Origin of the sequence: Olleya sp. Hel_I_94, from assembly GCF_007827365.1 — a bacterium.
Lineage (GTDB): Bacteria > Bacteroidota > Bacteroidia > Flavobacteriales > Flavobacteriaceae > Olleya.
Genome location: NZ_VISI01000002.1, coordinates 175,026 through 197,467, shown reverse-complemented (window position 1 = coordinate 197,467; position 22,442 = coordinate 175,026). Strand labels below are relative to the sequence as shown.

General features: G+C 32.6%; 22 protein-coding genes. 5 read left to right on the top strand and 17 right to left on the bottom strand.

What is annotated here, in order from left to right:
- Window positions 1-16 precede the first annotated feature (16 nt).
- From JM82_RS03910 to JM82_RS03880, 7 genes are all read right to left on the bottom strand, one after another.
- Window positions 17-355, bottom strand: a complete 339-nt coding sequence (locus tag JM82_RS03910; protein WP_145001438.1) for a DUF4870 domain-containing protein — start codon at window positions 353-355, stop codon at window positions 17-19.
- Window positions 356-438: 83 nt separating this feature from the next.
- Window positions 439-852 (bottom strand): DUF6691 family protein, encoded by a 414-nt coding sequence (locus JM82_RS03905; RefSeq protein WP_145001436.1) that lies wholly within the window; start codon window positions 850-852, stop codon window positions 439-441.
- Window position 853: 1 nt separating this feature from the next.
- Window positions 854-1,408, bottom strand: coding sequence for a YeeE/YedE family protein (locus JM82_RS03900; RefSeq protein WP_145001434.1), 555 nt, complete (start codon window positions 1,406-1,408; stop codon window positions 854-856).
- 93 nt (window positions 1,409-1,501) lie between these two features.
- Entirely contained in the window at window positions 1,502-1,711 is a 210-nt protein-coding gene (locus JM82_RS03895; RefSeq protein ID WP_116822969.1) for a DUF2892 domain-containing protein, read from the bottom strand.
- A 167-nt stretch (window positions 1,712-1,878) separates the two neighbouring features.
- Window positions 1,879-5,073: an efflux RND transporter permease subunit gene (locus JM82_RS03890; protein ID WP_145001433.1), complete on the bottom strand. Its 3,195-nt coding sequence runs from the start codon at window positions 5,071-5,073 to the stop codon at window positions 1,879-1,881.
- Between the two features lie 172 nt (window positions 5,074-5,245).
- The gene (locus JM82_RS03885; protein WP_145001431.1) at window positions 5,246-6,322 is read right to left on the bottom strand and encodes an efflux RND transporter periplasmic adaptor subunit; all 1,077 of its coding nucleotides are present in this window, start codon (window positions 6,320-6,322) and stop codon (window positions 5,246-5,248) included.
- 111 nt (window positions 6,323-6,433) lie between these two features.
- On the bottom strand, window positions 6,434-7,741 hold the full coding sequence (locus tag JM82_RS03880) for a TolC family protein (RefSeq protein ID WP_145001429.1): 1,308 nt from the start codon (window positions 7,739-7,741) through the stop codon (window positions 6,434-6,436).
- A gap of 133 nt (window positions 7,742-7,874) precedes the next feature.
- Between JM82_RS03880 and JM82_RS03875 the strand changes: the two genes are divergently transcribed.
- The 3 genes from JM82_RS03875 to pncA all read left to right on the top strand — a co-directional run bounded on the left by JM82_RS03875 (window position 7,875) and on the right by pncA (window position 11,060).
- Window positions 7,875-8,873, top strand: a complete 999-nt coding sequence (locus JM82_RS03875; RefSeq protein ID WP_145001427.1) for a metal-dependent hydrolase — start codon at window positions 7,875-7,877, stop codon at window positions 8,871-8,873.
- Window positions 8,874-8,997: 124 nt separating this feature from the next.
- Entirely contained in the window at window positions 8,998-10,395 is a 1,398-nt protein-coding gene (locus JM82_RS03870; protein ID WP_145001425.1) for a nicotinate phosphoribosyltransferase, read from the top strand.
- Between the two features lie 59 nt (window positions 10,396-10,454).
- Entirely contained in the window at window positions 10,455-11,060 is a 606-nt protein-coding gene (gene pncA, locus JM82_RS03865; RefSeq protein ID WP_145001423.1) for a bifunctional nicotinamidase/pyrazinamidase, read from the top strand.
- A gap of 23 nt (window positions 11,061-11,083) precedes the next feature.
- Here pncA and JM82_RS16510 read toward each other — a convergent pair whose 3' ends face one another.
- From JM82_RS16510 to JM82_RS03840, 6 genes are all read right to left on the bottom strand, one after another.
- The gene (locus JM82_RS16510; RefSeq protein WP_261375294.1) at window positions 11,084-11,215 is read right to left on the bottom strand and encodes a hypothetical protein; all 132 of its coding nucleotides are present in this window, start codon (window positions 11,213-11,215) and stop codon (window positions 11,084-11,086) included.
- 102 nt (window positions 11,216-11,317) lie between these two features.
- Window positions 11,318-12,775, bottom strand: coding sequence for an NAD(P)/FAD-dependent oxidoreductase (locus JM82_RS03860; RefSeq protein WP_145001421.1), 1,458 nt, complete (start codon window positions 12,773-12,775; stop codon window positions 11,318-11,320).
- A gap of 65 nt (window positions 12,776-12,840) precedes the next feature.
- Window positions 12,841-13,878, bottom strand: coding sequence for a cytochrome d ubiquinol oxidase subunit II (gene cydB, locus JM82_RS03855; RefSeq protein ID WP_145001419.1), 1,038 nt, complete (start codon window positions 13,876-13,878; stop codon window positions 12,841-12,843).
- A gap of 10 nt (window positions 13,879-13,888) precedes the next feature.
- Window positions 13,889-15,235 carry a cytochrome ubiquinol oxidase subunit I gene (locus JM82_RS03850; RefSeq protein WP_028291013.1) on the bottom strand — a complete coding sequence of 449 codons (1,347 nt, stop codon included), beginning with the start codon at window positions 15,233-15,235 and terminating at the stop codon, window positions 13,889-13,891.
- 113 nt (window positions 15,236-15,348) lie between these two features.
- Window positions 15,349-16,695: an MBL fold metallo-hydrolase gene (locus JM82_RS03845; RefSeq protein ID WP_145001417.1), complete on the bottom strand. Its 1,347-nt coding sequence runs from the start codon at window positions 16,693-16,695 to the stop codon at window positions 15,349-15,351.
- 72 nt (window positions 16,696-16,767) lie between these two features.
- Window positions 16,768-17,490 (bottom strand): peroxiredoxin, encoded by a 723-nt coding sequence (locus JM82_RS03840; RefSeq protein ID WP_145001415.1) that lies wholly within the window; start codon window positions 17,488-17,490, stop codon window positions 16,768-16,770.
- A 188-nt stretch (window positions 17,491-17,678) separates the two neighbouring features.
- Between JM82_RS03840 and JM82_RS03835 the strand changes: the two genes are divergently transcribed.
- A complete protein-coding gene (locus JM82_RS03835) occupies window positions 17,679-18,056 on the top strand; it encodes a hypothetical protein (RefSeq protein ID WP_145001413.1) in 378 nt (125 codons plus the stop codon).
- 65 nt (window positions 18,057-18,121) lie between these two features.
- The gene (locus JM82_RS03830) at window positions 18,122-20,224 is read left to right on the top strand and encodes a TonB-dependent receptor (RefSeq protein WP_261375292.1); all 2,103 of its coding nucleotides are present in this window, start codon (window positions 18,122-18,124) and stop codon (window positions 20,222-20,224) included.
- A gap of 77 nt (window positions 20,225-20,301) precedes the next feature.
- Here JM82_RS03830 and JM82_RS16320 read toward each other — a convergent pair whose 3' ends face one another.
- The 4 genes from JM82_RS16320 to JM82_RS03815 all read right to left on the bottom strand — a co-directional run bounded on the left by JM82_RS16320 (window position 20,302) and on the right by JM82_RS03815 (window position 22,437).
- Window positions 20,302-20,451, bottom strand: a complete 150-nt coding sequence (locus tag JM82_RS16320) for a hypothetical protein (RefSeq protein ID WP_186439176.1) — start codon at window positions 20,449-20,451, stop codon at window positions 20,302-20,304.
- A 98-nt stretch (window positions 20,452-20,549) separates the two neighbouring features.
- On the bottom strand, window positions 20,550-21,131 hold the full coding sequence (locus JM82_RS03825) for a methyltransferase domain-containing protein (protein WP_145001411.1): 582 nt from the start codon (window positions 21,129-21,131) through the stop codon (window positions 20,550-20,552).
- Window positions 21,131-21,427 (bottom strand): thioredoxin, encoded by a 297-nt coding sequence (trxA, locus tag JM82_RS03820; RefSeq protein ID WP_145001409.1) that lies wholly within the window; start codon window positions 21,425-21,427, stop codon window positions 21,131-21,133. The genes JM82_RS03825 and trxA overlap by 1 nt, the downstream gene beginning before the upstream one ends.
- 11 nt (window positions 21,428-21,438) lie before the next feature.
- Complete coding sequence (locus tag JM82_RS03815; protein WP_145001407.1) at window positions 21,439-22,437, bottom strand: DUF3365 domain-containing protein; 999 nt, start codon at window positions 22,435-22,437, stop codon at window positions 21,439-21,441.
- Window positions 22,438-22,442 lie beyond the last annotated feature (5 nt).

Here is a 22,442-nt window from a genome sequence, read left to right as displayed (position 1 = left end):
ATCAATGTAATGTAAACTAACTAATAAAATTAAAAGATAAAGGGTAATGCGGTTCTTCGCCATTACTAACCTTAATGGCATTTATTACTGGGTAAATTATAGATACTAATCCTAAAACAAACCAGCCTAATAGTCCTAAACCAAAAAGTAAAATTAAAGGTACACATACAATATATAAAACCACTATACTTAATTGAAAGTTAACAATGGTTTTACCATGAGCGTCCATTTGATATATTTTATCTTTTTGTGTTAACCATATTATTAGTGGTAAAATTAAGCTACCACAACCTATAATTAAAGACACTAATTGACTTAAATGGGTTAATACTAATAACTGTCTGTCTGTTTTCATTTTTACTTTAATTCACTTTAACATTTATACATATATGACGTATAATTTGTAAAAATGTTACAGATTTTAAAAATAAAATGTAATTAATGTGGTAATTTATCTTTTAATACACCATATAAAAACGTCCCTAAAGCAGCAGATAAAAACACTATAACTATAGGCAAATAACCTGCACCTACCAGTACAAATATAGGTCCTGGACATGCGCCAACTAATGCCCAACCTAACCCGAAAATAATACCTCCAAGCAAGTATTTAGAAAACGATTTTTCCTTTGGTGCTATTATAATTGGATGACCATCAAACGATTTTACGTTATACCTTTTAATAATCTGAACAAACAAAATACCAAACGCTAAAGCGGTACCTATAATACCATACATGTGAAACGCTTCAAAACGGAACATTTCATAAATTCTAAACCACGAAGCAGCCTCAGATTTATACATTATAATCCCAAAACAAAGCCCTATAAAAATAAATAGTAGTTTTTTCATATTAAAAAATTAAAGGAAATAATAAATGAACCATAATTAATCCACCAATAAAAAAGCCAATAACAGCAATTAAAGACGGTAGTTGTAAATTACTTAAACCAGAAATAGCGTGACCAGAAGTACAACCTCCAGCATATCGTGCTCCAAAACCAACTAAGATTCCTCCAACAATTAAAATAGCAATTGTTTTAATATCGCTTAAAGCGGAAATAGAAAATAACTCGACAGGTAAGTATTGGTTTTCAGTCGAAATATTTATACTAGACAACGATGCTTTTGTAGCATCACTAATGGCAGGCATATCTGCGGATGACAAATAATGTGATGCTATAAAACCGCCTATCATTGCTCCTATTACAACTAATAAATTCCACACATCCGATCTCCAATCAAATTTAAAAAACGAATTGACTTTTCCAGCACCACAAGCAGCACAAAAAGTTCTTAAGTTTGATGACATACCAAACTTTTTTCCCATTAATAATAAAAATAGCATTGTACAGGCAATTAAAAATCCTGAAACAAACCAATGCCAAGGTTGAAATAAAAAATCCATAAATTAAATTTGCGCAAAAATACATGCTACAAATCAATTTATGGACTTTTAGTCTACTAATTTTATAGGAATTAACTTATTATAAAACTAATGCTATTTAACGCTACAACCTGCGCTTTCTTTCCTCACACCTAACTTTACTAATATAGTTTCTAACAAACACCATTTTGTAAAAGCTGATTGTATTAAGTTTACGCCAATAAATACAGTAAACCACATCCATTTTGGGCTTACATAAACCGAAAGCACCACACTTAATAATACCATTACACCAACAATTACTCTAAAATATGTATTTAACATTTTTCTTCTTTTTTAAATTTACAACTTAATATTCATGTCATTCTGAACCTATTTCAGAACCTAATTATTCACAACTCAACTTTCTTTTTATTACCCAATCTTATCTGCAAACCGCTCGTCATTCTGAATTCATTTCAGAATCTCATTATTAACGACACAGTTTCCCATTATTTATAATTCTTCTTCTCTATCATATAATAAACAAGAGGCACAACCAGTAAAGTCAATACTGTAGACACAATAGTCCCTCCCATTAATGATATTGCCAATCCTTGAAAAATTGGATCAAACAGTATCACAAATGCTCCTATAACAACCGTTCCTGCTGTTAATAAAATTGGTGTTGTACGCACTGCTCCTGCTTCAATACACGCTTCTTTAAGAGGTACACCTTCCGCTGTTCTTAAATTTATAAAGTCAATAAGTAAAACCGAATTCCTAACCATAATTCCTGCTAACGCAATCATACCAATAAACGACGTTGCGGTAAAGAATGCTCCCATAATCCAGTGTCCTAAAATAATTCCGATTAATGATAATGGTATTGCCACCATCATAACAATTGGTGCTTTAAAGTTTTGAAACCAGCCTACAATTAAGATGTATATTAAGATAATGGCTCCTAAAAAGGCAATACCTAAATCTCTAAAGACTTCCAAAGTAATTTGCCATTCTCCATCCCATTTTACAGTATAATTGTCTTCAAAGTCTGGCTGACCTAAATACATTTCGTTTAACTCGTAGCCTTTTTGTAACGGAATCTCATTCAGCTTTTCTTCCATACCTAGAATAGCATACGCTGGACTTTCTAAATCTCCAGCCATATCTGCCATAACATAAACCACACGTTTTTGATTTTTACGGTAAATGCTTTTTGCAGCTATGGTTTCGGTAATAGTTACCAAATCTGCAATAGGAACCATATTACCTTGTTTAGATTTTACCTTTAATTGCGAAATATCAGTAATTGTAGATTTTTCTTTTTCATCTAAAGTCAATACTAATCCTACTTGGTTTACAGCATCTTCATCATATAAATTAGTAATAGCTCTATTAGACAATGCCATATTCATTGTGTATGCTATTTGTTGTGGTGCAACACCATACAACATTGCTTTTTCTTTGTTAATATCAAATTGATATTCGGTTTGATCCGCTTCCACCATCCAATCAATATCCACCACATCAGTTGTGTTTTTTAAAATCTCTTGAACGCTATTAGCAATCTTAATTTGCTCATTATACTCAGGTCCATACACTTCTGCAACAATCGTTGACAATACTGGAGGTCCTGGTGGCACTTCTACCAATTTAATATTGGCATTATACTTTGTAGCAATTTTCTGAATATCTGGACGCATTAATTTAGCAATACCGTGACTTTGAATATCACGTTCGCCTTTATCAATTAAATTCACTTGGATATCTGCCATATTAGATCCACCACGTAAATCGTAATGACGTACCAAACCGTTAAACGTAATTGGTGCAGATGTACCCACGTAATTTTGATAATTAACCACTTCTGGTCGTGTTGACAAGTATTGCGACACTTCTTGTGCTACAACTCCTGTACGTTCTAGTGTGGTACCTTCAGGCATATCAATAACCACCTGAAACTCATTCTTGTTATCAAAAGGTAACATTTTTACAGCAACCGATTTGGTAAAAAACAACACCATTGTTAACATTAAACCCATAAAAGTCAATCCTAAAAACAACCAACGTTTGCTCTTACTTTCTAATAAAGGACGTTCAAACTTGTTGTAAACCTTATAAATAAGTGTGTCTTCAACTGGTTTTTCTGGTTTCTCCTCTGCGCCTTTTTTATCTTTTTCTCTTAAGAAAATATAACCTAAATATGGTGTAATAGTTAAAGCTACAAATAAGGATAATATCATAGCAATGGATGCTCCTATTGGCATTGGTGCCATATATGGACCCATTAATCCTGATACAAAAGCCATAGGTAAAACTGATGCTATTACAGTAAATGTTGCTAAAATGGTTGGGTTTCCAACTTCATTTATCGCATACAAAGCAGCCTCTTTAAATGGCAAGCGTTTCATCTTAAAATGTCGGTGCATATTTTCGGCAATAATAATGGAATCATCCACCACAATTCCCGTTACAAATACTAACGCGAATAAGGTAATTCGGTTTAGCGTGTAATCCATCATGTAGTAACTTAGTAAGGTCAAAGCAAACGTAATTGGAACCGATAAAAACACGACCAATCCACCACGCCAACCCATGGCTAACATCACTACAAGTGTAACCGCAAAGATAGACCCGATAAGGTGCCATAGCAATTCCGATACTTTATGAGACGCTGTTTCACCATAATTTCTAGTGACTTCTACATGTACATCATCCGGAATTAAAGTACTACGTAAGTGATCTACTTTATCAATAATCACATCGGCAATTTTCATGGCATCAGCACCTTTACGTTTAGCAACCGAAATAGTTACTGCAGGATATTCCGACTTATAATCAGCCGATTTTACACTCCCTTTTCCGTAACCTAAACTCACATAATTTTGTGGTACTTCTGGTCCATCAATAATTTTAGAGACTTGCTTTAAATATATTGGTTGATTTTGTTGCACACCAACCACTAGATTTTCAACATCAGTAACCGAAGCTAAAAAAGCACCTGTATTTACTAAAAACTCAGTATCATTTTTATCAAAACTACCAGCACTTAATTGGCTGTTATTTGCTTTAATCATTTCCGAAACCGACAAGAAATCCAAACCACTTGCAGCCAATTTATCTTTATCTAAAACCACACGTAATTGACGATCTCTACCACCAATTTTATGCGTAATAGCCACATCGTTTATCTTCTTAATTTCAGCTTCCAACTCTTGAGCCATCTGGTTTAACTGGTAATCGTCATAATTTTCACTCCACAACGTTAACCCTAACATTGGCACATCATCAATCGCACGCGTTTTTACTAACGGAAACGTAACACCTTCAGGCATTTGGTCCATATGCTTGTTAATTTCGTTGTATAATTTCACGAAACTACGCTCAATATCTTCGCCAACATAAAACTGTACGATGACCATTCCTTGCTCTTTCATAGACGTAGAATACACATATTCTACACCTTTAATATTCGAAATTAATTGCTCTAAAGGCTTAATCACACGCGACTCCACTTCGGTAGGACTTGCTCCAGGATAACCCACAAAAATGTCTGCCATAGGCACATCAATTTGCGGTTCTTCTTCACGCGGAATTAAAAACGAACTGTACACACCAACTACCATAAATACAATCATTAAAAGCACTGTAAGCTTCGACTGCATAAAGACTTTGGCAATTTTACCTGCGATTCCTTCTTTCATAATTATTACTTTTTTTCATTCCCATGACAATGGAAATCTTTATATTTTGGGCGTTTTAACAGGCTATCCGTTGCAATCTTTTTACTTGTTCTCGATACAAATTTGCTTAGGCAAATTCACTCGGACTGACGTAAAAAGGATTTCCACTTCTATCCTTAACGCGACTTATTAGTTATTGAATTGAAATTTTAGCGCCATTAAATAATTTCCCTTCAGCAGAAACAATGTATGCTTCGTCTGCATTTAAACCAGATAACACTTCCACTTGATCTCCAAAAGTTCTACCTAAACGTAACCATCGTAATAATGCTGTATTGCTTTGGCTTACTGTATAAACTCCAGATAATTGTCCGGTTGTGACAATAGCTTCAGTAGGTATTAAAACCATTGATGACGTTGCTTTTCTCTCTACAGGAAATTGCACTGTTGTAAACATGCCTGATAAAATATTAGCCTCTGTTTTATCTAAATCAATTTTTACTAAATACTGTCCTCCGGTGTTTTTGGCTGATATACTTACTTCTTTTACTTTTCCTTTTAAAGTTTTATTAATCGATTTAACCAAAACATCTACTGTAGTTCCTGATTTAATCTCTGAAATTTCAGTTTCAGGTACCATTGCCATCACTTCAAAATTTCCAGGTGTTTCTATACTTATTAATGGCACACCAGGATTTGCCATATTACCAGCTTCTACATTTTTACTAGTTACGGTTCCGCTAAAAGGTGCAGTAATATTACTGTAAGCAAACTGTGCGTTAATCTCGTTTTTCATTTGATTGGCACCTTCTACTCTAGCCTTAGCCATTTCGTAATTTGCAGTCATATCATCCATCTCTTTTTGAGACGCACTATTGTCTGCAAATAAGTTTTTAAAACGGTTGTAATCTTTTTGCGCAATATTTAAAGCTGCGTTAGCTTCTGTAATTCCTGCATTAACCTGAGCTCTTTTAGCTTGTAAATCGCTATTATTAATTGATACTAATAATTGTCCTTTACGTACTTTATCGCCAACGTTGACATATACTTTATTAACATAACCCATCATTCTAGTGCTTAAATCTGCACTATTTGTAGCTTGAATTTTTCCGCTTACCGATAAAAAAGGACTGTTACTATTTGCTGCAACTTGACTAGTTTTTACACTAATTGCTGGCGAATTATCTACCACTGGTTTTTTGTCTTCGCTACCACAACTGGCTACAAATAGCGCTATAGAAAGTGTAAGGATTGTATATATTTTTTTCATGGTTATTATTTTTTATTTAAGACACTTCGACTGCGCTTAGTGTGACATTTTTATAATTAAGAACTCTTGGAAATCAATCTTGATTCTTGCTTCTATATTCTTGTATCTTTTTTATTCTTTAGTTAAAAATTGTAAATATGCTTGTGTGTAATTGTATTCAAAAATGGTTTGGTAATATTCCAATTGCTTTTGTGCATATTGCGTTTCGGCAATTAATAAATCAGATGTTTTTTCTAGACCTTCTTTAAATCTGTTAGTTCTAATACGTAAAGATTCTTCTGACTGTTGCAATGCTAAAGTTGTTAATTTCAACTTATTATCAGCATCTATAAAGGCGCGTTTAGCTTTGTTTAATTCTAAATTACTTTTAGATACATATTGCTGATACTCTAATTTAGACTTTTCGAATTCTGATTTACTTTTTTGAGCTTTACCAATACGTTTAGACCCTTGAAATATATCCCAACTTAATTGTGCTCCGAAAAGGTACCCATTAGCACTTCCTTGGAAAATTTGATCGTCATACAACTCATAACTCCCAAACGCATTTAAACGTGGTAAAAACGCCATCTTATCCGCTTTATTCATCGCTTCATAAGCATTGGTTGCTAATTGCATAGCTTTAATGTCAGAACGATTTTCTGAAACCTTTTTATCGTCTAAAGTAAACGTTGCAATGGACAATTCATCACTTGGCATATACACAACATAAGTATCATCATTCATTAAAAAAGACAAATAATTAGAGGCATTTTGCACATTACTTTTAGCTGTTTGTAATTGATTTTGAACTTCAGTCACACGTACTTCAACATTTAGCACATCTGCACGTTGTAAATACCCTTGTTTAAAACTGTCCTCTGCTAATTTTTTATTAGCATTTGCAGCTTCTAATGCTTTTACTAACACGTCTACCGCTTTATAGGCTAATTGTAATTGCATGTAGGCTTTATCCACTTCAAACACCAAATACTCTTGTGTACGTTCTGTCTTTAAAGACATGGCTTCCATTTTTGACTTAGCAGCTTTACGTTGGTAAATACCATCTAAATTAATTAATGGTTGCTGAATTTCGAATTTGGTTGCGTAGTTTTCAATCTGCGAAGGATCGTTTAATAATGCAGGATTAAAATCGTTTGAGCTTAAAATCTCCTGATTTAATTTAGAACCAAAAGCCATTAAAGGGTTAGTCGTCGCCATTGCAGTGTGACTTGCTGTAATGTTTGGCAAAAACACTGCATTGGTTTGCCTGTAATCTGCTTTGGCTGCATTAAAATCTTGTTCAGAAATTTTTATACTAGTATTATTCTCAGATACTTTTGACAAAACATCAGATTTTGCAATGGGTACCACTTGTTGCGCATGAACCGAAAGTGTTAATCCTAACAGTAATAATGGTATATAAATGTGTTTTTTCATCAATAATTAATTTACAATACAAATGTACATTACATAAATAGCTTGGTCGGTAACATAAGTTACCAAGTAAAAAACAACATAAAACCGAAGTCTTGTTATAAATAAATTAGTATCTCTTACTTTTGCATGTTATATGGATTCATTAACACAAATAGTATTAGGAGCAGCTGTAGGAGAAGCTGTTTTAGGAAGAAAAGTTGGAAACAAGGCCATGCTTTATGGTGCTATCGCAGGTACAATTCCTGATTTAGATGTTTTAGCCTCTTTTTTCACGGACAATGTTACAGCACTTTATGTACATCGTGGGTTTACGCATTCTATTGTGTTTTCAGTACTTTTTGCACCTATTTTAGCTTGGATTGTCACGCGTTACGAAACCTATAAAAACTTTAAAAACTGGACTTGGCTATTCTTTTTAGCTTTTGTAACTCATCCTATATTAGATGCACACACCACTTGGGGAACACAACTGTTTTGGCCTTTTGATTTACGGTTAGCTTTTAAAAACATATTTGTAGTTGACCCTTTGTACACAGTCCCTTTTCTGATATTTTTAATTTTAGCGATGCGTCAAAAACGGACCACTGCAAAACGACGTTTTTATAATAACATGGGTTTGATTATAAGTACATCGTACTTAGCCATTACGCTACTTTTAAAATGGGCAGCTTACACAAAATTTGAATCTGCTTTAAAAGAACAAAACATTGCTTATTTAGATATTGACACTAGACCATCTGCATTAAACACGATACTTTGGAGTGCTAATGTGCAAACTGATGATGCTTATTTATTGGGGAATTATTCGTTTTTTGACAGCCAACCTATCACTTTTGAAAGCTATCCAAAAAACCACGACTTACTAGGTAGTCTTGTTGAAGATAAAAGTGTAAAGCAAATGATTACCATTACGGAAGGTTGGTACACAATTACTAAAACAGAAAACACCCTTTATTTTAACGATTTACGTTTTGGATTATTAAGTTTAAAACCAAAATCAGACAGTTTTGTTTTTAAATACAAATTAGACGTTGATCCTTCTGGTAAAGTTTCATTTATTGAAGCTCCAAAAGATTCTAATGACGGTAAAAAGCTGTTATCAGAACTTTGGCAACGTGTGAAAGGGAATTAATTTCGGTTTAAAACCACTATTTAATTTCAACTAGACTAATTATTAAATACTATTAATTTCTTTAGAATTTGAGAATGGAAATCTTTCAAATTTTGAATATCTTGTAAACTAAACTTATAAATTTATGGACATTACTGCAGCATATACGGATCTATATCAAATTACAATGGCGCAAGTCTATTTTGTTACTAAACCAAATGGTAAAGCTGTATTTGACTATTATTACCGTCGTAATCCTTTTGATAATGGGTATGCCATATTTGCAGGATTGGAAGATGTTTTAGATATATTGGAGTCGCTTAAATTCTCAGAGTCTGATATTTCTTATTTAAAGCAAAAAGGATTTGAGAACGAATTTTTAGAGTATTTAAAAAACTTTAGCTTTAAAGGAAGTATTCGTTCTAGTAAAGAAGGCGATGTTGTTTTTCCTAATCGTCCCATTTTACAAGTTGAAGCAAATATTATAGAAGCACAAATTATAGAAACCCTTTTACTAAATATTCTTAATTTTCAAACCTTAATTGCAACCAAAGCTAGCAGAATACGCTATAGTGCAAAAGATGCCATTTTATTAGATATGGGATTACGTCGTGCACATGCTACAGGTGGTTATTATGCGTCTAGAGCTGCGGCTATTGGTGGTTTTGATAGTACTAGTAATGTGAAAGCTGCGGAAGATTACAACATCGCATCTACAGGAACAATGGCACATTCGTTTATCCAAAGTTATGATAATGAATTAGACGCATTTCGTGATTTTGCGCAAGTACGACCTAAAAACTGTGTGCTTTTAATTGATACTTATAATACTCTAAAATTAGGACTTCCAAATGCGATTACAGTTGCCAAAGAAATGGAAGAAAAAGGTGAGAAACTTTTTGGAATCCGATTGGACAGTGGTGATTTAGCCTATTTATCTAAAAAAGCGAGAGCCATTTTAGACGCTGCAAATTTAAGTTATGTAAAAATTGTAGTCTCTAATCAGTTAGACGAATTTGTTATAAAAAGTTTAAAAGAACAACAGGCACCTATTGACGTTTTTGGTGTAGGTACTAATTTGGTTACAGGACGACCAGACGCTGCGTTAGATGGTGTATATAAATTATCTGAATACAATGGTGATCCAAGAATTAAACTCTCTGAAAACATTATAAAAGTATCACTACCGTTTAAAAAACAAGTGTATCGCATGATTGATAACGATGGACAATTTTATGGCGCAGATGCTGTCGCGATTTATACCGAAGGTGAGATTGATCAAATGGAACACCCTTTTGATGTAACCAAACAAATAAATATTAAGGCGTTAAAAAAAGAGCCATTATTAGAGCTAGTAATGGAGGATGGTAAGCGTGTAATACCTGTAAGAACGGTTAACGAAATTGCTAAATATTCGCAATCGCGTTTAGCTCAACTCCCGGATGAATATAAACGTTTTCAAAATCCGCATACCTATAAAATTGGATTAAGTAGTCAACTTAAAAAGGAACGAAATGATCTAATTAACAAACATAAAAACTAAAGTAATACTGCAGATGGTTAGATAAATCGAAGTCTAATTTATTAAAAAATAGTCCAACTATGAAAACACTTTTAGTCATTGATGTACAAAACGATTTTATTCCTGGAGGATCACTTCCTGTTCCCAACGGTAATAATATTGTACCTCTAATAAATAGCATACAAGATAAATTCGACTTGATTGTAGCCACACAAGATTGGCACCCAAAAGCGCATTCTAGCTTTGCTGTAAATCACGAAGGGAAATCTGATTTTGAGAGTATTGATTGGCGTGGACAAATGCAAACCTTGTGGCCAGAACATTGTGTACAAGGCAGTAAAGGTGCTGAATTACATCCAAAATTAGACATTACAAAATACGAAGCTATTTTTAGAAAAGGAACCGATATTAACATTGATAGTTATAGCGCCTTTTATGACAACAACCATTTAAAAGCAACAGGATTAACAGGTTATCTAAAAGAAAAGGAGGTCACAAAACTCTATTTTTGTGGTCTAGCATCTGATATTTGTGTTTACTTTTCTATCCGCGATGCTATTCAAGAAGGTTTTGAATGCTATTTTATTGAAGATGCTTCTAAACCTTTAGATCTAGAAGCATTTGAAAATATTAAAATTAATATGGTTGCTATGGGTGTGCATATTATAACTTCAGAATCTATTTAAAAGAGACCAGCTATTACTTCTGATTAGCTTCTGGTACCACCATGTCCTCCTGCTACAACAACCATTATTTTTATGCTTAAATAAATGAATTTAAAAAACTGAATGATTGGATTCATCATTTTAAATCTTTGATATTTTGATATTCTTTCTGTCATTTTGATACTTATTAAATTCTTGTAAAATTTTGAAGCAAACCTAAATATCTACTTGATTTTTCAGGATAAGTGATAAATAGTAAATAAAAACGCGTAGTATATTTATTCTGGAATCAACCACCAAAAAGGTTTCATTTTTGCTTTATAGATAAACGCATAGTGCAATGCTAGTTTTAACCAATGTCCTGCTAACCCAATTTCTCCAAAAGTTTTACCTAATTGCCTACCTTGTGTTTTTGGATATTTTTCGTAGTCAGGAACAATAGGAAACGTGGTAATACTAACACCACTTCCCTTTGTCATCCCGTAACCAGCAGAAGCAATACATGCTGCTCCCATATTACCTAAACTTCCCTTGTGATGTAATGACTCTGATCCACTTTTAATAGAGTCAATAATATTATCTGCGACCAATTTGGCAGTAATACCAGAGGGCATACCTGTACGTGGAGGTGCTGGCGAAATAACCGTTCCGTTTTTGCTAGTTCTTGGCTTAGAAATGGCGTGTGGAGGCGCAAATGCAATTCCTGGAGCAAAAATATTTTTATAACTTGGGTTTTGATACGTTTCTGGCCAATCTTTTACAGACCATTCTTCGTATGGTTTTGTTGTATAATCGGCATCTACAATCATAAACCCTTTAAATAGTTTTTCTGTGATGTCATTTTCATTTTTATCAAAAGCTTTAAAACCATGACCAGAAAATGATGGAATTAACATTGCAAAATCATAAGTTTCAGTCTTATATTCTCCTTCCAAGTTTTCATAATGGGCAATACCATCTTCAATTTTATTAACACCTGCTCCTAATATCCACTTGATGTCTCTATCTTCAAAAATCATTTCGACCATTTCATGAGATTTCATGGTCATGCTTCCGTAGCTTAACAACATACCATCCATCCCAAAATCGCCTAATTGGTATTCGTTAGAAATCCAAGTGACTTCTGCCATATCGCGTACATTGTGCTTACGCAACTCCTGTTCTACATTTAAAATATACTCAAACGCAGCACCTTGGCAAGTTGATTTGGCGTGTCCTGTACCAATCAATATTTTAGCTTTTTTACCAGCTTTCATTTGCTGAATAACTTCATTTAAACCTTCCCAAGCATGGTCAGCATGTGTATAAGTACAAACAGAATAGGTTTTATTTTGTCCAGGAATTAAGCCTTCTGTCGCTTCAAAATTTAATTTTGGTCCAGTAGCATTAATTAAATAATCGTAAGTTATTTTTTCTTGTTGACCTTTATTAGCTCCTGCGACATACTCTGATAAAACATATGGTTTATCCTCATTTTTATCGCCTTCAGGAAAAAACGAAATTGCTTTAGCTTGTTTATAACCTATTCCTTTCTTTTTGTATAAAGGTGCTAATGGGAATAAGATTTTTTTTGATTTCATTCTACCAATTCCAACCCAAATATTGGAAGGAATCCATTGGTAATTACTGTTAGGAGATACCACAATAACTTCGTGATCTTTAGATAGTTTTCTTCTTAAATGAGAAGCTGCTACATGACCAGAAATTCCGGCTCCTAAAATGACGATTTTAGACATAATCTGTGAATTTTAAATAAAGATATTATATACTTAAAACCTGCACAGCTACTTATGTTACATAACTAGTAACTAGTATCGTCCAATTTTACTTTACCATGAAATGTTTTATATAAAAACAAGAAATAACCAGCTAATAATGGTGCTCCAATAGCAACAATAGTTAACATAATACCAAGTGACTTTTGCGAAGACGCTGCATTGTATATAGTTACGCTGTATTTAGGGTCTATAGTCGAAGGTAATAATACTGGATATAATTGAAAAGCAACTAACATTAATAAAAAAGCCATAGTTAAAGATGAAAAAACTAAAGCATTAGCATATTTTTTCTGAGACACTAATCTAGGTACATTAGCTACCGCTAAAAAAGCTAGAATAGGTAATGCAAAAAACACAGGGTTTTCTTTAAATTTATCTGTAACTCCGTGTAAAAAAGTCAAAGTATATAATGATGTTACTGCAAAACTTATAATAAAGAAAATCATTCCTTTTTTTAGCAAAAACGTTAATCTAGCATGCAAACGACCTTCCGTTTTTAGTAATAAAAAAATTGCACCTTGTGTCATAAAAATAGATAATGTTGTAAAACCAACCATAATAGCATAAGGACTTAAAAATGAGAAGAAAATACCACCTTGATAGGTCAAGTTTTCTCCTAATTCAAAACCTTGCAAAACATTACCTAAGACAACACCTAATAAAAAAGCTATTAACGTGTTGGAAACAAAATAAATAATATCCCATGTTTTTCGCCACCAAGTCATGTCTTCAGCACTTCTAAATTTTATAGCAGAAGATCTTAACACTAAAAGCATTAAAAACAACATAAAAGGTATATACATTGCCGACAACATAGTAGCATACATAACAGGAAATCCTGCAAATAAGGCGCCTCCACCAATAATTAACCACACTTGATTTGCGTCCCACAATGGACCAATAGCATTAATTGCAATACGACGACTTAAGTCTTTTTTTAAAAATAAGTGCCAAGCACCAGCACCATAATCAAACCCTTCTAAAATAGCATAACCCGAAAATAATAAGCCGACAACTAAATACCAAAGTGTTGGATAATCTATACCTAATATTGTTTCCATAAGTGTTTGTTTAAATAATGTCTAGTGTATTATTAGCTTCATCATATGGTCCGTGTTTTATCTTTTTATTTAAAGAATAGATAAATAATAAAAACAATATAGCATAGACTACTAAAAATAATATTAAAGAGAATAAAATTTGATTAGAAGATACTTCTTGCGAAAACCCTTCATTAGTTCTTAAATGCCCATAAACAATCCATGGTTGTCGTCCCATCTCTGCAGCAAACCATCCGACTTGATTTGCAATTTGTGGTAGTAACACTGAAAATGCAAAGATTTTTAATAACCATCGTTTTTCAAATAATGTTCCTTTCCACCATAAAAACGAAGCATATAATGTTAATCCAATTAAAAACATACCTATAGAAATCATAATATGATAAAATTGAAACACTGCATTTACTTGACCTGGTCTATCCTCTTCTGGAAAAGCATTTAATCCAGTAATTGGAGCTTCAAAATCTTGATGTACCAAAAAAGACAAACCTCCTGGTATACCAATACCTGTCACTTCTTGCGTTTTATCATTTACCCAACCAAACAAGTATAAATCAGCAGGTGCAGATTTGTCATAATGCCCTTCCATAGCTGCTAATTTTGCTGGCTGATTTACAGCCACACCATCTGCCGAACTATGCCCTGAAAGTAATTGAGTTAATGATATAATAGTTGCCAAACCTAAAGCAATTTTAAATGCTTTTTTTGAAATCTCAACATATCGACCTTTAAGTAAATAGTAAGCATGCACACTTAAAACTAAAAACGCACCTGCTAAAAATGCGCCTTGCCAAACATGAATAATCCTATCTACACTAGATGGATTAAAAACCATTGCCCAAAAGTCTGTCACTTCTGCTCTAGCATTAAATCCTTCGCCAACTATATGATAACCAGCTGGTGTTTGTTGCCAACTGTTAGCTACTACAATCCAAACTGCAGAAAACATGGAACCAAGAAAAACACCAATTGTAGATATAAAATGTACTCTAGGAGATACACGATTCCATCCAAAAATTAAAACTCCTAAAAAGGCACTTTCTAACCCAAATGCAAATAAACCTTCGGCTGCTAAAGCGCTTCCAAAAATATCACCAACATATCTTGAATATACTGCCCAATTGGTACCAAACTCAAACTCCATAATAATACCAGTTGCGACACCAATACCAAAAGTTATAGCAAAGATTTTTAACCAAAAGCGAGTTAATACTTCATAATGCTTATTTCCTGTTTTAAGATATAGTCCTTCCATAATAACCATGATCAAACCTATACCAATACTTAATGGAGGATAGATATAATGAAAGGCAATGGTGAAGGCAAATTGAATTCTGGCTAAAATTTCGGTATCCATAGCTTATTTATTTTAATACAAAAATACGACACAAGGCTTAAACGTTGTGTAACTTATATTACAAAAAAGCCTCAAAAAAGTGGCTTTTCAAAATCAATATGTGTTATTTATTTTTAAGCTGTAAATGCTTTAACAGCATCACTTAAATCATATACAGGGACTGTTTTTATTATATTTGAAATAATACTACTTCCAGCTGCACTTCTATAACCTCCTGCACAATGTACTACAATAGGTTTATCCGTTGGGATTTGACTTCTAGAAGCTCTTAATTGATTTAAAGGAATTGAAATCGCAGTTTCAAAAATTTTACCTTCTGCAACCTCACTAGCGTTTCTAATATCAATAATGGTATATTGATTTGGGTGTTTTTTGAAGTCTTCAATATCTAATACTTTAAATGCCTCAAAGGTATTAGCACCTAGTGTAATAATCGATTTGATTTGCTTTTCATAACCTATTTTAGCAATACGACTTAGGATTGTTTTTCTGTCATTAATTGAGTTAATTACTAAATGAAACGCTTCATTAGGTGTAACAATAGATCCTAACCAAGTTTCTACTTTATCATCTTCCGTTTCTGCAATAATATTAATACTTCCTTTTAAGTGATTATTTTTAAACTGTTTTGCGCTTCTTACATCAATAATTAATCTGTCATCTTTAATAAAATTGGTTATCCCAAATGAAAAAGGTATACCACAAAATGTAGATTCAAAATTATCAGCACCTATTTTGTTTATATCCACATTAAATCCAAAATAAGAAGGTATAAAGGGTTGATCCTTTAAAATATGATTCACAAATTGATCTTCAGTTAAATTTTTAAACGCCCAATTTTCATTACGTTCTCTTCCTAAAGTGCTTGATGAATCTGTACTCATATTTTTACCACATAACGATCCTGCACCATGTGCTGGATAAACTATGGTAGCGTCTGGTAAATGATTGAATTTATGATGTATGGTATGATACATACTTTTTGCTAATTCTTCTCTTTTAGCTTTCATATTACCCGCTTTTTCTCTTAAATCTGGTCTTCCGACATCTCCAATAAATAAGGTGTCTCCAGAGAACATAGCATGATTATTTTCTTCATCTACAGCAATCACTGTTATACTATCTGGTGAGTGACCTGGCGAGTTAATAGCCGAGAAAGTTACCGTTCCTAAATTAAGAGTATCTCCATCATCAAATGCTTGATGCGGATAATTAGCGCCAACCAATTTACTTACATAAATTTTTGCATCAGTTTCCTTATGTATTTGCAAATGACTACTCACAAAATCGGCATGTGGATGCGTTTCAAAAACAGCAATAATTTTAGCATCATGTTGTTCTGCAAAATCGTAATACAGTTTTACATCTCTTGATGGATCTACAAGTGCCATTTTACCATCACTAATTATTGCATAAGAATAGTGAGCTAATGGCTTATCTTCAAATTGTTTAATAATCATGATTTTTTTTTATTTAGAAATTAAAATACAAAATAGAGCCTTAATAAAAGGCTCTTTTTAAATGTAATTGACTTACTTTTTTAAGATTGAATCCAATACTAAATCTTTATCTAATTTTTTAGTACAGAAAAACCAGTCTTTACAATCTAGATCTTCTGTTGAAGTCATTCTTTCTTCAGCAACACCACAAGAACCTGCTGGTGATACAATAACATCATCTCCAGGATTCCAATCTGCAGGAGTAGCTACATTAAACTTGTCTGAGGTTTGCATAGCTATTAATGCTCTGTAAAGCTCATCAAAGTTACGTCCTAAGCTTAATGGATAATAAATGATAGCTCTAACAGTTTCATTTGGATCTACAAAAAAGACTGCTCTAACCGCTTGCGTTTTACTTTCTCCTGGTTGAATCATTCCGTATTTTTTAGCAACTTCCATGGAGATGTCTTCTATTAAAGGAAACTTAACTTCAATGTTTTTCATTCCGTTAAATTCAATTTTATCTTTAATGGTTCTTAACCAAGCAATATGACTGTATAAACCATCAATTGACAAACCAATAAGACTACAATTTGCTTTTTCAAATTTTTCTTCTAAATGCGCAAATGTCATAAACTCAGATGTGCAAACTGGTGTGAAATCCGCTGGATGACTAAATAGTATAGACCATTTTCCTTTATAATCCGATGGATAATTAATATCTCCTTGAGTTGTTACTGCTTTAAATTCTGGTGCTTTGTCACCAATTCTTGGCATTGCAAAAACCTCTTGTTGTGTTGTTTCTAAAGTATTCATAAGATGTAATGTTTTAAATTATTTATAGTGTAAAATTACTGAACAACACAAAAGTGGTTTGTAACATTTGTCACTTAAACCATCTGTAAAACCTATATAAGAATAAAGGTTTTCAATACCTAAAAATTAATGTGTGAAGGTGACCAATGTTACTTTCAGAAAAAAAGAGGTTAGATATCTTTGTTATTATGAAAGTAATGACACATATTTTCAGTTTATGTTTAACATGCCTTATTCTATTTAATAGCACAAGGGTATCGTTAACTTATGCGTATTATAAATTGGACCCAATTGGTTTTATAGAAGCTTTATGTGTCAATCAGGACAAACCAGAGTTGCAATGTAATGGTAAATGTCATTTAAATAAGGTCTTTAAATCGCAAGATAAAGAGCAAAACACACCAGAAAACATTGTGGATTTTAAAGAGCTTTTATTATTTACAACAACGTTAGACGCCATAGTTTTCCATCATAAGGACTACATTAAAAGACAAAACCTTACGATTTACCAAAACCTGTATTCGTTTAGCAGTATTAACGATTGTTTCCATCCTCCACAGGTATAATTTATCTTTTAGTATAGGTAGTTGATCTACCCCAAACACAGAAGTTAAATATAATACTACTATAAATGAAAAAAATATATAGCGTGCTTTTATGCATGCTAATTACAGCTATGTCTTTTAGTCAAGATCAAAACGAAACTAAAAAAGACACTACAAATCAAAAAGTACACAAATTAGACGAAGTTATTGTTACTGGAAAATTAAACACAGATCCTGTATTAACAATTGTTTCTAATAATTATGAAAAAGACATTGTACAACCTAAAAACGTTGCTGATTTGTTTAACAACATCAATGGGTTTTCGGTAATTAAAAGAGGGAACTATGCTATAGACCCATCTTTTAGAGCATCTCAATATGAGCAATTAAACATCCAATATGATGGTGGCACCAAAGCGATGCATGCCTGTCCAAATAGAATGGATCCCATTACAACACATATTATTCCTGAAGAAATTTCTAAAATTGAAATTATAAAAGGACCTTATACTGTGCGTTATGGTGCGACATTTGGAGGTGTTGTTAATCTAGTAACACAAAAACCAGATTATGAAGATTATGGCATACACGGAAAAGTATCTGGTGGTTATGAAAGCAACGGAAGGTCATTAGTCAATTTAGCGCAATTACAATACATTCAAGAAAAATATGATATTGTAGCTAATGCTGGTTACAGAGATTTTGGAAATTATGAAGACGGTAATGGAACAGAAATCCCTTCGTCCTTTAGAAGTACCGATTACGGCATCAAATTAGGGTATAATTTTACTGAAGACCAACGTTTACAAGCACATTGGAGACAATCTTTTGGTCGTGATGTCCTACATACAGCTTTACCAATGGATACTGAATTTGATAACAGCAGTATTTTATCTTTAGACTATAAATTGGATAACATTGGTAACGTCCTTAAATCTTTGACTGCAAAAGGATATTATAGCTATGTTGATCACTTAATGACAAACAATAACAGACCGTCGTTTATGATGATGGAAGCGTCGTCTGCGGTAGATGCAACAACTATTGGTGGTAAATTAGAATTAAATTGGAAACCGCTTGAAAAACTAAATATATTTTCTGGTTTAGATGCTATGCATGTTGCTAGAGATGGTGGCAGAACTAGAATTATTAAAATTATGAATGGGAATATGTTAGCTACTCCAATAACGTTTAACGATAAGGTTTGGCAAGATTCATACATTACAGATTTGGGTGTTTTTACAGAAGCTAAGTATTCTATTAATCCTAAAACCATTATTACAGCAGGTTTACGTTATGACAATGTAACTTCAGACATACAAGATCCAGAAGCCGATTTTGAAGCTTTATACGACTTAAAAAGACGAACGGAACACAATGTTAGCGGAACCATTTCAATTAAAAAAAGAGTAACCAATAATTTTACACTGGAAGCTGCTTATGGACGTGGTGTGCGATCTGCTAATATGATTGAGCGTTTTATTAACCATTTTACTGTTGGTCAAGACCCTTATGAATATGTAGGAAATCCTAATTTAAAATCTGAAGTAAATAATCAATTTGAAATTGGATTTAAAGGAAAAAAACCATTAAAAAATGGATTTAATAGCTTTAAATACGAAACATCTTTTTATTATTCGTTTTTTGAAAACTATATTGTTGGTGTTATAGATCCAACATTAACAAGAAAGTTTAATCCTACTTCGGACCCAACTAATGTAAAAGTATTTCAAAATATAAATGAAGCTTATAAAACGGGGTTTGAAGCTATGGCTGAAATCGATTTTTTAGACTATTATTACTTCAAAACTGAATTTGCTTATGTCTATGCTAAAAACAAAGATTTAGCAGAGTCATTGCCTTTAACGCCTCCTTTTAATACCAAATTAGTTTTAGGATTTCAGAAAGAAAAATTTTGGGGAAATGCACAATATAACATCGTATCTAAACAGGATAATATTTCTAGAAGTTTTGGAGAAACCGAAACGGATGGTTATCAAACTTTAGACATCCGTTTTGGCGTTAAACCCGTTAAGAATATTACTTTAGGTGTTGCTGTAATTAATGCTTTAGATGAAGCTTATAATAACCATTTAAACTTCTCTTTTACTAATCAAGAAGATTTTGGACGTACACCTATTACAGAATCTGGACGTAACTTTTCAGTATTTTTACAGTATAAGTTTTAAAACTAAAAAAGTGTAGATAAAAAAGAAGGAGCCCATTTAATATGTGCTCCTTCTTTTTATTTAAATATAACTAGACCTTATCTTTCTTTTGCTTCGTCATCTTTTCTGTCACTACTAGACATTGATTTTACTAAAAAACCAATAAGCAGTAAACAAATTACTGCAAAAATAGCAATCATTACTACTCCGTTACTCCAACTATATAATGCGATGTTTTGAGAAATCATAATTTTAAAATTTTAGTGTTTATCGTAAAACACAAATTTACTGTTGTTGGTTAATATTTAATATGACAATTATCAGTTTTAAATAAGCTTTCTAATTTTTATATTTTTTGGATAATAAAAAACAATTCTCTTCCGGCTCTTGGCTTTATGGAGTTATACGAAGCATCCATTATCTTAATATCAAAATAGGGTGTAAAATAGCCTAAATACTCTGTCTTACTGCCTCCAAAAGGAGGATGTGTTGTATTTAAAACTGCATCAAATAATAGCCCTGCAACTTTACCATCTACATTTAAAATCTCTGAAACTTTTTTAGCATAATCAGCTCTCAAACTAGGATTAATTGCGCAAAAAAAAGTTTGCTCTATAATTAGATCAAACGTCTGATCTAAATCAAAAAAATTATTTAAAATTAAATTTGATGACGGAAAATCGGGCACTCTATTTTTTAAATTATCTAAAGCGGTTTGAGATAAATCGACTACATATACATTTTTAAAACCTTTATCAAAAAGGTATTCTGCCTCATAACTATTACCACCACCAGGAATTAAAATTTTTAAATCCAAATTGGTTAACTGATCAAAATAAGCTTTTAATGGTGGAGAAATAGTACCTAAATCCCAACCAATATCATTAGATTGGTATCTATTATCCCAAAAATTTGCGCTTAAGTCCATTAGTACGTTGCAGTAATAACATCAATTAATTCGTTTTTTTGAAGCACTCCTGATTGTCTCCAAACTTGTTTACCTTTTTTGAATAACAATAACGTTGGCACACCTCTAACTTGATATTTAGATGCTAGTTCTTGATTTTTATCTACGTCAATTTTAATAATAGACACACGGTCTTTTAAATTATCTTTTACGTCTTTTAAAATAGGACTCATAGTTTTACAAGGTCCACACCACTCTGCATAAAAATCCACCAAAACAGGTGAATCTTGATTAATTATTTCTGAAAATTTACTCATTTTATTTTTATTTAATTATCAAAAACAACAGTCCAAATACCTCTAACTTGATTTATATTGTAACCTGTAGCTTTATCTTCAGGATATAGTTTAGCAAGCCTAGTTAACGTAGGTTTTTCAATATCCTGATTAGGTTTACCATGACATTGCAAGCACATTGCATTGGTTGTAATTGGATAATATACTTGTACTTTATCGTCTAATAAATCAACTATTGGTTGAGGTTCTTTATTATTTTTAATATCGTTTTTAAAAGAATTAATATACGTCAATTCTTTATTATTTGCTAAATTATTTTGATTTCTTGGTTTATCAGATACCCTTTTAATAGATGCATTATGTACCACTGACATACTATCTGTTAACGGATAGGCCTTTTCATTACAAAACGCTAAAGCACCCAAAGTTCCTTTTTTTTGGATAGAACCCATTAGATTTTTTCCTAATACCGCTTTTGTTGCTAATGCATACTTTAGGCCACGTTCCGCATAAGGTAAATCATGATAGTTTATTTCTGTTTGTTGTTGCTTAGTCTCTTCTTGTTGGCTTTTTCCAAACCCTTTACCATGTCCTTTTTCTTCATTATAATGCTTTTCAAACCAGTCAGGTTGATCAATATTATAATCAAACATATAATCTGCTATTTTAGCAATTGTCTCTTCTGGAAATGATTGTTTTGGCATAACACCAAAACGTTTTACTGCTCCAAACATTTTTGCATCTTGTGCATTTGGATTTTTAATCCATGCTTGCATATTTTCTACAAATTGTGCTTTTGTAGTGTTTTCATCAATGTAATGCCTTTTAATAGCAACCATTGGTGGTCCAATCCTATCCGACTGACTTGCAGATGGACTATGACACGTATAGCAGTTAATTTCCATTAACTTTTTTCCTGGATGCTTATTGGCTTCCATTTGTAAATCAAAAGCAGAAAGCTTTTTATTGTTGGTATTATTACAGCTCAATATAAGCAAGCTTAAAGCAATAAGTAGATAGGATTTTTTCATAATCT